The sequence below is a fragment of the Psychroflexus tropicus DSM 15496 genome (assembly GCF_000378765.1).
Taxonomy (GTDB): Bacteria; Bacteroidota; Bacteroidia; order Flavobacteriales; family Flavobacteriaceae; genus Psychroflexus; species Psychroflexus tropicus.
Genome location: NZ_KB905342.1, coordinates 617,571 through 629,129, shown reverse-complemented (window position 1 = coordinate 629,129; position 11,559 = coordinate 617,571). Strand labels below are relative to the sequence as shown.

The window sequence follows — 11,559 nt, the reverse complement described above, 5'->3', positions numbered from 1 at the left end:
CAGTGTTTTGAAAATTTGAGCTTATAAATTGAATGATGATTACTTCCTATATTTCTTGTAACCCAAGTAAGTCCACCACAATAGATAATAAAAAGAGTGGGCAATGGAAAGCTTTTCTATAGTTCTGTAAAATTTCCACTGATACCTAATTAAGTCAATTTTATTTCTGGACAGTGAATCCTCTCGCATTCTATATATAGCATGAGGTTTTTGAATTCCGTTAGCGTAATCGAGATCTTTGAGGTAGTTGAGCCATAGACCCATATCCTGACGTTTTCGGATAAGCGGCATGTATTTTTTACCTAACTGAGAGATGTCTACTACAGCAGTAAGGCAACTGATAGAATTGGATTTAAGAATGTCTTGATAAGTAACTTTTTCTGGCACGATAAAATCTGAATGTACAAATTTAAGTTGAGCATTCGACCTTTTATAGGAAGCAAAGACAAATTGATGCTTGCCTTTTTCCATGAACAGAAGAGAATCTTTAAGGTGAAAATCAAACCAGATGTCATCTGCATCCAAAAATGCTAAATAACGGCCTTTAGCAAGTTCTATCGCTTTATTTCTTGCGATGGCTGGACCGCTATTTTCTTCAAGTTGGGTGAATTTTATTCTTTGGTCTTCTTTTGCTACTTCTTTAATAATAGCCGGTGAATTGTCTGAGGATTTATCATCAACCAAAATGTGTTCCCAGTTAGTATATAATTGATCTTGAACTGATTTTATAGTCTCTAAGATGTAAGCTTCGGAATTATAAACCGGGGTGATTATGGAAACTAGATCTGACATCAATAAGCTTTTTTCTCACCTTGAATAGCATTTCTGATGGTTAGAAAAACTATTTTGATATCCATAAGCAAGGACCAGTTTTCTAAATAGAAAATATCGTATTTCACCCTGTTGATGATATCCTGATCTGTCTCCACTTCACCTCTGTATCCACTTACCTGTGCTAATCCTGTGATCCCTGGTTTCACGAAATGACGTACCATAAATTTATCGACGTTTTCTGCATACATATGAGTATGGCTTACCATATGAGGTCTTGGACCGGCCACGCTCATATCACCAAGTAGTACATTATAGAATTGAGGTAATTCATCTATGCTTGTTTTTCTTAGAAACTTCCCAATTTTAGTTATTCTTTTGTCATTTTTACGGACTTGATGAAGATCTGCTTCAGGATTGGGTTTCATAGATCGAAATTTGTAACAATAAAACTCTTTATAATCTAATCCATTTCGTTTTTGTTTAAAAAAAACAGCACCTTTACTTTCAATTTTTATCAGTATTGCAATTAAAGGTGTTAACCAAGAAAGTATAAAGATTAATACAATTAGACTAATTATGATGTCGAATGTACGTTTCAAAAACTTATTTAAGGCATCATCAAGTGGAATTTTTCTTAAGGAAAGAATAGGAAGGAATCCATAATACTCATAATTCAATTGACGAGAATAGACGTCTTTATTATCTGGCAAAAATTTTAATACTTTTAAATTATTGTCTGCATAAGTTATGATGGAATTTAGTTTTTTATTGGACAACTCTTCCATAGAACAGTATATCTCATCTACTTGATTTTTGAGAATAAATTCAAATATTGTATCTAAATCATTTTCAGATTTATTGAGGTCAAAAACTTTTAGACATTTATACCCATATTCAGGATTATGTTTAAAAAACGTGTTGAGCTGGAGACTACGTTTTGTTTTTCCAAGAATAACAGTTACTCTATAGTTACCACCTAGATCTTTTCTATATTTCTTTAGAAAGTAATAGAAAGAGATTTTGATCAAAAAAATCAGGCCAAAAGCTTTTCCTAAATAAAGAAAAATCCTTGAAGAATCTCTTCCATACTCATAAAAATAACCGAAAAAAGCAAATACAATCAGGGTAAATATAACAAATTGCTGAATGGTAAGGGATACGATTCTGGTCACCTTTGTATACCTGTAGACTTCATAAAAATTTGATTTCAGAGAAAGTAAAATCCAAGTAATGACAACATACAGATAAAAGGCCAGATTCAATTGTAAATCAAATTTGAACTGCAAGGCTAATGAAAGTAAAATGCTAATATCTACAAAGTAGGATATGGGGCGGATTAAACCAGAATAACGACCTGTTTTTGGCATGTATTAACGCTTATTTCGGTCTGTAAAGTCTTTATGCTCACTTCTCCTAAGCTCTTCTTTACTAAGTGATTTAAAATACTGATAAGTCAATTTCATTCCTTCTTCTCTTTCTACTTTAGGCTCCCAGCTTAAAATAGATTTGGCCTTAGAAATATCGGGCTGGCGCTGCATAGGATCATCCTTAGGAAGAGGTTTAAAAATTAATTTTTGGTCTGTACCTGTGAGCTTTATAATCTCCTTGGCAAAGTCCAAGATCGAAATTTCATAAGGATTGCCAATATTAATTGGTTCTGCGTAATCACTCATCAGCAGTCTGTAAATTCCTTCGACTTGATCATCCACATAACAAAAAGAGCGAGTTTGAGAACCATCTCCAAAAACGGTAAGATCTTCTCCCCTCAACGCCTGTCCTATAAAGGCAGGAATAACACGACCATCATTTAATCGCATTCTTGGCCCATAGGTATTAAAAATCCTTACAATTCTAGTCTCTAAACCATGAAAGCGATGATAAGCCATAGTGATGGACTCCTGAAAGCGTTTAGCTTCGTCATAAACCCCTCTAGGGCCAATCGTATTGACATTGCCATAATAATCTTCGGTTTGAGGATGCACCAAAGGATCTCCGTAGACTTCACTAGTAGACGCTATCAATAACCTAGCTCCTTTGGCTTTAGCTAAGCCTAAAAGATTGTGTGTCCCTAGAGAACCTACTTTAAGGGTCTGGATAGGAATTTTAAGATAATCAATTGGGCTTGCTGGAGAAGCAAAATGTAAAATGTAGTCTAAATCATCTGGAACATGAACAAATTTACTCACATCATGGTGATAGAATTCAAAATTCTCTAATTTCATCAGGTGTTCAATATTTTTAAGATCACCCGTAATCAGGTTGTCCATCCCTATTACTTTGAACCCTTCCTCTATAAATTTATCGCACAAGTGAGATCCTAAAAATCCTGCAGCTCCTGTGATCAATACATTTTTCATGCCTTATACCTTCTGTCTTCCTATTGAAATATAATGAATACCTTCTTTAGCCAACTCAACCGTCGGATATAAATTTCTACCATCAAAAATAACAGGTTGTTTTAAATTTGATTTTAAGCGTTTATAGTCTGGAGTTCTGAAAATACTCCATTCGGTACAAATAAGAAGAGCATCAGCATCCTGAGTCACCTCATACATGTCTTCTCCAAAACTGATTTTACCTCCATATTTCTGCTCTACATTTTCCATTGCTTCGGGATCAAAGGCTTTTATCTTAGCTCCCACTTCCAACAATTTATCGATCATATATAAAGCTGGAGCTTCACGAATATCATCGGTTTCGGGCTTGAAGGCTAAGCCCCAAACTGCAATGGTTTTTCCTTTTAAATCAGCATCGAAATAGCTAGAAAGTTCTGGAAAAAGTATAGTTTTTTGTTTTTCATTCACATCCACCACTGCCTCTAGGATTTTGAAGCTGTAATCGATGTCTTGACCTGATTTATGAAGTGCTTTTACATCTTTAGGGAAACAAGAACCTCCGTACCCAATGCCTGGAAACAGAAAGCGTTTTCCGATTCTGGAGTCGGTTCCCATTCCAATTCTCACTTTATCGACATCTGCCCCTACTTTCTGACAGTAGTTAGCTATCTCGTTCATAAAGGTGATCTTGGTTGCCAGAAAGGAGTTGGATGCATATTTGGTCAGTTCAGCTGACTTTTCATCCATAGTGATTACTGGGTTACCTGACCTTACAAATGGCTGATACAAGCGCTGCATGACTTCAGTAGCTCTCTCGCTACTGGACCCAATAACAATTCGTTCAGGCTTCATAAAATCGTCTACAGCAAAGCCTTCTCTTAGAAATTCAGGGTTAGAAACCACATCAAAGTCTGTTTTGCAGGTTTTGGCTATTGTCGCATGAACAAGATCAGCCGTACCCACAGGGACTGTGCTTTTGTCTACGATAACCTTATACGAGGTAATATATTCTCCTATCTCTTTGGCCACGCCTAACACATATTTTAAATCGGCAGAGCCGTCTTCATCTTCAGGAGTTGGCAAGGCGAGGAAAATAACCTCACCAAAGTCCAATCCCTCCTTTAGGCTGGTTGTAAAATTTAAGCGACCGGCTTCTATGTTTCTTTCGAAGAGGACATCTAAATGAGGCTCGTATATTGGAACTACCCCCGCTTTCATTTGTTCGACTTTATTTTTATCGATGTCGACACAAAGGACTTCATTTCCGTTTTCTGCTAAACAGGTTCCTGTAACCAGGCCTACATAGCCAGTCCCGATGACAGCTATTTTCATAAGGTTGAATTAAAAATGTTTCCAAAAATATCAAAAGATACACAACTAGCGAGAAAAAATAATTTAAATATATAACTCATTAGAATTGGTTGTAACTTAATTATGTTCTTTGAACCGTACATTGTTTAAAAAAATCTAAATAAGATTGATTTATATAGTTCCAACTAAAATTATTAGTTATTTTATTTTTATTATTTTTAATTTTCTCTACATGATTCTTTTTATTTAAAGACTCAATACATAAAGCTACTTCATTTTTATTCTCAAAATAAAACCCATCAGATCCCAAAATAAACTTATTGAAACTATTATTGTGAGCTACAATAAGGCAATTTGAGGCCATGGCTTCTAGTAATGATGGATTTGTACCTCCTACAGTATGTCCATGGAAATAGAGGTTTGAAAACCACCTCATTACATTCAAGTGGTTTTGATTATATATACCCCCAAGAAAAATAATTTTTTTTGAATTTCGGAACTTGTTAAAGATATAATTGCCAAAACTATTTGTATCATACTTACCAATAACAACAAATGGCTTTATAGAATTGCTCTTTTCAACTCCATCTAGAATAACTTCAATATTATTCTCTGGTTCTAATCTAGCAATAAGCATGTTATATTCATATTTAATTAAACTATAGTTATTTAATATCGATTCATCAACATTGTTTATAGGATTAGATCCATATGCTATAAATTTAGAATCTACATCATACTTAGTTCTTATATATGCTTGTATCCCTGGTGAATCAGATATTAAATAATCACTGCTTTTTACCGCTAAGTATTCTGCATATTTTAAAAATGTTCTAACTGGCTTAGAATATTTAGACCTCTTCCATTCTAGGCCATCCATATTTGTAATAATTATGGTTTTTTTTGGAAGAAGTCTATACCAAATTGAACTACTTGTATACCCTAGTTGGAGTATGATGTCAAAATCTCGATTACGTGCATCTTTTATACAGTTTAAGTCATATATAAACTGTCCTGCCGTATTTAGTTTATCCTCATAATCTTTACAATGTATAATGCTTACACCCCTGTATTTATCACCTTTAAAAGGATGAAGGCTTGAGTTATATACATATGTCTGGTGGCCTTTTTCTACAAGATAAATAGAAAAATTCTCAGCAAACTGCTCAAATCCTCCATGGTAGTTAGGTATACCCCTTGTTCCTAAAATTGCTATTTTCATGTTGTTTATTGTCTAATAAGAAATAAGTATTAAAGAAAAAGAAAAAAATAATTCCCTTGGTTCTCAATAAGTATGTTTCGAATAGCATCGCTATACATATTAGTATTAAAAAACACAGACCCAAAAGATTATTATATTTGAAATTTTGAAAAAAACTATAAACTAAATATAAAACCAGGATCAATAATCCAATTATTCCCGAACTAACCAATGAATATGCATATTGATTATGTGGACTATACCCTTCATAGTGAAATGGAGCAAGGCCATAAACCATGTAGTAGTAATCTAAGTAATCTTGATAATCACTTACCCCATAACCAAAGAGTAGATTACCATCATTTACTAAATGATAAATACTAATTTTTAAAAAAATAGCTCTTAGTTCTAAATCAGATATATTATCGATTTCAGAATTACTAAATTCTTTAGCGTTTGCTAATTCATCACTGGTTTCAAAAATCAAATCGTATTTAACCCCTTCAACGAATCTTTCTTTAAGGTATGGATTTGAATAAATTATAAAAGTGAATATTGTACCTATTGATATAATAAATAATAAAGTCTTCTTTGACTTTTTCGAAAAAATTTCATGAATAAGTGAAACTATTATTGTTGCAGCAATAATAGCTTTAGACGCACAAAACAAAAGACCCAACGCAAAGGTTAATAAAAAAATAAGGTTGATTTTAATATCAATTCTTTTATAAACCTGATTTAAGCAAATCAAAATTCCTAAGGAGAGAAAAAGTGAAAAATAGACAGCGTTTATACCTACAAACTCGGTGAAATCATGAAAATAATACATTGAACTTGGACCTCCGCTTAATAAATTAATAATATTAATTAAAATAAGACTTAAAGTAATTAATACTAAAGCATAAGAGTAGGTCTTTTTAATTTTGTCAAAAAAGAAAGGTTTTAAAAGTGTCAAAAGGGAAAAAGGAATAATCAAAGCCAGAAAATTCTTATCAATCTGTCTTAAAAATTCATTTGAATTATATCCGTATAAACCATTTAGCAAAATATAAGTATAAAACACTGCAGGAAAAATGAAAGAAGCATCTAGTAAATCCTTTAAACCTTTTTTGTTTTTTTTAAAAACATATAATGAAATTGCGAATGAAACTATAATAAATATATTTCCTACCAATCTAGGCAGTGGTATACTTATTGAAATCCCAGTCAATAAAATCAAGTGAAGGTTCGGATGTAAGAGTACTTTATTCATGCTCAAGTAGCGATATAATTTTTTCAGACTTAGACTCCCAACTAAACTTATCGGAATCAAATTTTTTTTTGGAATCTAGATCTTTTTTAAGGAATTCAGAGAATTGAAACTTATCTTTAGCTAAGTATAGGTAGTCAGATAAATCTAATAATCCATTACCATGAGTGCCTATGACCTTTAATCCTGCTTGAAGGTATTCATATGCTTTAATAGAATCACCACCATGCTGTTTATCATTAATCTCATAGGGAATTATACCAACATCAAAATTATTTACATAGCAGGGGTAAATATCATATTTTTTATCACCCAAAAAGTATAGATTAGCTGAATTGTTAATTTCCTTAAACTTTTCCTTATCTAATATTTGACCTACAAAAACGAAGCTTATATCTGGATTATCTTTTACAATGTAATTTATAATATCCGTATCGATTAGGTATGACATTTTTCCTCCAAATCCAGCAATTGGGTGGGGTATACTCCTCATGTCTTGAGGCACTTCTAAACAATTCTTAGCAAATGATTGGCTAACTCCGTTTTTGATTAGACTAATTTTTTTTGCACCAAAATTATCCTTGAAAAAGTCTTGGTTTTCTTTAGAGTTAGTTATCCACGTTTTAATATGTTCACTTAATGAATTATAACCATTACTAATTTCCGAATTTAAATGTGAATAATTAGGGAACTTAGTGAAGTTATCCCATGCATCAAACAGTTTGAATTTAGATTTTAATTTGATTGCCAGTTTATTAGAGAAAACATTTTGGCATATAAGTGAAGTGTTTGATATATCAAGCATATCTAATACTTGATAAATAAATTGCAATAATTTTTTATCACCGTAACGTCTTATAAACCACTTATGCCTTAAAAGTATCTGATTTATAACATCTAAAGACAAATAATCTAAAACATAAATTTTGTCTGAAACCTTTGTTAATGCAAAACCTCTTCGCTTAAATATCAATTCACCCGGCAACCTTTGTTTATATTGATTTAATAGCAACTCTAATTTGGTGAACGGCCTGTTTATAATTAAGATTTTTTCAACCCTATCATTTTTTGCAAAAGCTTTTATGAAGTGAACATCTCTTGTTCTAAAACCTTCATTTTCACTTTTTCTCCAGTCGTGGAATGGTATTATTATTAAATTCATTGGGGTACTTAATGCTAAAAATTAAAAAAAGACTAATCAAAATCCCTATTTCGGAAAATGGAGTCGTATACATCATATAAATGATGGTTATTGGAAAAATGAATATGAATAAATATTGATTTTTCTTTAATGTTGATCTGATCAAATGATATATGTAAAACAACAAAGTTAATAATCCAAATAGGCCCAGATCAAAATAGCACCATATGAATTGAGAAAAATGTATTGTATTCTTAAATTTACCTGTTAGAATATCAAAGTAAGAATAAGGCCCACTTCCTATGTATTTTGTTTCCAATTCATTTATGGCAACTATTATTATTTGTAGCCTTTTGGCTTTAGCTTCATCGTAGAAATATTTTGCCTTTTCTACCGTATAATTATTCTCAATCGTACCTCCAAGCTTTGAGGTGATAAAGCCTATATTTCTAATGTTATAAACAAGGAAAACAAAAGCTAGAGACGTAACTATTATATAGAATTTCCGATTATAAATTGATTTCGGAATTCTAGAATAAACTAAATAGATAATATAAATAGCCCAAGTAGAGATTAATAATGCTTTAGATATATTTGATTCTGCTAACAATACTGTAATACTTAAGTACAAAGCATAAAAAAATCTATACTTTACATAATTTGATATATTATTAAAATCAAACAATAAACCAGCAATTATAAACAACAAAAAGCATCCTAAAGAATGATCCGACTTAACTAAAAATGTACCATATAAAAAATCAAATGATGCTATATTTTGCCCACTATTATTGAAGGTCATAAGCTGATCATAGAAGTTTCCTTGAATTAGTAATACTGGAAGCTGAATACAAGCAATAAACAATATAAATTGCAGATACGACCTAGGATTTAAATAACCTTCCTTTCTGTTTATATAAAAAAAATAAAATGTGCTTAAGGGTAAAATCGAAAAATTAAGATAAATAAGGGTTTTAGCAGTATTCGTACCATTAAATAACGCGCTTATTAATATACTGAGCATATAAAGTAAAAAACTTATAAACACCCAGTTCAGCATTATTTTCTTTTTTACTAGAGCATATACAATATAGTTAAGGAGCATAACGAATCCAAGTACAATGGTCAATCCTGTATTGGACAAACCAATGATAAACTGAAGCAAACCACCTATTAAAAAAGTGAAACTAAGTATCAGATAAAAAGATATAGTGTATATTGTCTTTAGCTTTAACATTTACTCGATTTTATTCCTTTTATATAGTACTTAAATTTCCATAAATGTTTTGGTCTTAATATGAAAACTAGTAAAGTCCCTAAAATATGACATAGTGCATTAGAATAATACACTAGTTTATTTGTAATAAATTTTAATTCAAAATTGATCCCATTTCTTACTGAATAAAATATTTTGATTTTAGAGTTAGTATTTATAAACCTATTGCTTATAATATTTACTTTTTTACCCTTCAAATGAAAAGATTTCTCTAAATCATTTACAACGCTTTTTAAAATTAAAAAAATCCCATCCCCTTTTTGAGTGATTCGGTATGAAAAATCATAATCGTCACCATATAAAAAAAAGTCTTCATCAGGTAGACCAATTGTTTCTATTAAAGAACTCCTAAAAAAAAGCCCTCCATAGGGAGCTACATCAACCTTTCCTACATCAGTTTTAGTTAATTTATTTTTTTTTGACTTGGTGACTAAACCTTTTAATTTATGAAAGAAATTTATTCCTAAAAAAGAATTGTTAGGACCCAACATCAAATTTGGCTTATTAAGTTCTATTGCCTTTTTGAAAATATTTCTATCAGGTCTGTAAGAAAGTAAAGCAATATCCTTTTTATATTGTTTAGAAAGTAATTGCCAATTTTGGTAAAGTACATCCAGCGCTTGATTCTCAGGCAGGTTATCATCATCTAGTAGCCAAATAAAGTCTGAATTAATATTTAAAGCTTTTAGGATTCCATCTTTATAGCCCTTAGCAGAGCCAGTGTTTTTTCCTTGATTAAGTATCTTTAGTTTTTCAATTTTGAGGGATTCTAGTGAAATCCTGCTTTCTTTAGAAATAGCGTTATTTACAAATATAATTTTATCTATTTTATCACTTTCATTTAAAGCCAATAGTACTTTTGTAAAATAATTTGATCTATCGCCGTAACTAACGATAACTGCCGTAGTTAAACCATTATTCATATGAGATTGTGATAATTCAGCCTTTTTACTAAGGGGTTGTCTTTTATATTTTTATAAAACTTTACTGCTTGTGGATCTTTTCTAAATGCAAAAGCCCTATTGTAATCTGCTTTGGAAATAATTGAATTCAAAATTGACTGATCAGGATTCAATTCGAGATATTCACTTAATTCAGTCAAAACTATTTTTGGTGATTTTAGAAAATCTTCATAATTGATATGTATTACATCTTTGAATTTACTATCAGCTTCTAAAGCTTTCGAAGTATACATTTTCCATAGGTTGAACGAGTATTCTAGATCTTTAACTAGTGGTGAGTGGCAAAATATTCTTTCTTTAATTAATAGATTGCTTTTGATTCTTTTCTTCATAGAAACCTTAAATTCTTCATCAAATTTATTCTCTCTTGACCTAAGACTTAAGGCTACATCAACTGGGTTTCTATAAATATGAACGATTTTAGCATTGGGATAAATCTCCTTATAAAAATCTAATAAAAGTGAATTTCTTGGATCCTTCCATCCCCATTTATAGTTTATTGATGAGTTCAATTTGTATCCAATATACTTTGATAAACCAAAATAAGGAAGTGCACTTAACGATTTAATTTTAGATTGTAGGAATTCTGAGATTTGAGGCATAGTTTTAATTTCAATTTCTCTTAAATCGAGCGGATTATCCCAAGTTGCTCCAAATTGGTATAAAAGCCAATCATTAATACGTTGAAAAAATACTGACTCGTCATTCATAGACTTATCTCTACCCATGAAAACTCCTAAATTAGAGATGAAACCGGTAAGCATTGAAGTACCTGACCTGTGCATACCTATAATAATAATTGGTTGTTGGCTTTCCTTCATTCTATCTAAATTCAATAAACATTTTTTTTTCTAATAGAGGTGTCGATTTAATAAAAGGGTCGTAGCTTCTGTTTATCAATTTTCTTTCAAAACGGTTTCGACCTTCTTTTTTTAAATAGATATTGGTTGAAAAATACCGATCAAATGTATCATCGTCAATGGTGATTTGTTTTGATCCGAAATCAATAGTAATCGTTTTGATATAAAGAGATGTAGTGTATTTTTCTTCTCCAAGATCTATTCTAAACCTTCTGGGTTTAATTTTTTTTGGGATTTCAAAAACAATTCTTTGATATTGCCTACTTCCTAAAACTTTCTTTTTTAATAAATTATTGTTGTTAAATTTAGGATGTTCATCATCTGTAAAGAAAAGCTGAATTGTCTCATCATACTCTGATCTGAATACCATAGTCACTTTCGTTTCATCTTTTTTTTCTTCAATACATGAAAAAAAAACAAAAAGAATAATAAATGTGATTTTTTTCATG

General features: G+C 31.1%; 11 protein-coding genes. All 11 read right to left on the bottom strand.

The genetic code is table 11. From position 1 onward, the window contains the following. Nucleotides 1-39 precede the first annotated feature (39 nt). Nucleotides 40-792: a glycosyltransferase family 2 protein gene (locus tag F598_RS0102820; protein ID WP_019037506.1), complete on the bottom strand. Its 753-nt coding sequence runs from the start codon at nt 790-792 to the stop codon at nt 40-42. Further along, a complete protein-coding gene (locus F598_RS0102815) occupies nt 792-2,141 on the bottom strand; it encodes an undecaprenyl-phosphate glucose phosphotransferase (protein WP_019037505.1) in 1,350 nt (449 codons plus the stop codon). The genes F598_RS0102820 and F598_RS0102815 overlap by 1 nt, the downstream gene beginning before the upstream one ends. Before the next feature lie 3 nt (nt 2,142-2,144). Beyond that, nucleotides 2,145-3,131: a UDP-glucuronic acid decarboxylase family protein gene (locus F598_RS0102810; RefSeq protein ID WP_019037504.1), complete on the bottom strand. Its 987-nt coding sequence runs from the start codon at nt 3,129-3,131 to the stop codon at nt 2,145-2,147. Between the two features lie 3 nt (nt 3,132-3,134). Then, nucleotides 3,135-4,442, bottom strand: coding sequence for a UDP-glucose dehydrogenase family protein (locus F598_RS0102805; protein ID WP_019037503.1), 1,308 nt, complete (start codon nt 4,440-4,442; stop codon nt 3,135-3,137). A gap of 100 nt (nt 4,443-4,542) precedes the next feature. Next, nucleotides 4,543-5,643, bottom strand: a complete 1,101-nt coding sequence (locus tag F598_RS0102800) for a DUF1972 domain-containing protein (RefSeq protein WP_019037502.1) — start codon at nt 5,641-5,643, stop codon at nt 4,543-4,545. Continuing rightward, the gene (locus tag F598_RS0102795; protein WP_019037501.1) at nt 5,606-6,874 is read right to left on the bottom strand and encodes an O-antigen ligase family protein; all 1,269 of its coding nucleotides are present in this window, start codon (nt 6,872-6,874) and stop codon (nt 5,606-5,608) included. Before F598_RS0102795 ends, F598_RS0102800 begins: the two co-directional genes overlap by 38 nt. Next, nucleotides 6,867-8,033: a glycosyltransferase family protein gene (locus F598_RS0102790; RefSeq protein WP_019037500.1), complete on the bottom strand. Its 1,167-nt coding sequence runs from the start codon at nt 8,031-8,033 to the stop codon at nt 6,867-6,869. Before F598_RS0102790 ends, F598_RS0102795 begins: the two co-directional genes overlap by 8 nt. Next, nucleotides 7,990-9,249 carry a hypothetical protein gene (locus tag F598_RS0102785; RefSeq protein WP_019037499.1) on the bottom strand — a complete coding sequence of 420 codons (1,260 nt, stop codon included), beginning with the start codon at nt 9,247-9,249 and terminating at the stop codon, nt 7,990-7,992. The genes F598_RS0102790 and F598_RS0102785 overlap by 44 nt, the downstream gene beginning before the upstream one ends. Next, nucleotides 9,243-10,211, bottom strand: a complete 969-nt coding sequence (locus tag F598_RS14300) for a glycosyltransferase (RefSeq protein ID WP_019037498.1) — start codon at nt 10,209-10,211, stop codon at nt 9,243-9,245. The genes F598_RS0102785 and F598_RS14300 overlap by 7 nt, the downstream gene beginning before the upstream one ends. Next, nucleotides 10,208-11,086: a sulfotransferase gene (locus F598_RS14860; RefSeq protein WP_019037497.1), complete on the bottom strand. Its 879-nt coding sequence runs from the start codon at nt 11,084-11,086 to the stop codon at nt 10,208-10,210. Before F598_RS14860 ends, F598_RS14300 begins: the two co-directional genes overlap by 4 nt. Further along, nucleotides 11,073-11,558, bottom strand: coding sequence for a hypothetical protein (locus F598_RS0102770; protein ID WP_019037496.1), 486 nt, complete (start codon nt 11,556-11,558; stop codon nt 11,073-11,075). The genes F598_RS14860 and F598_RS0102770 overlap by 14 nt, the downstream gene beginning before the upstream one ends. Nucleotide 11,559 lies beyond the last annotated feature (1 nt).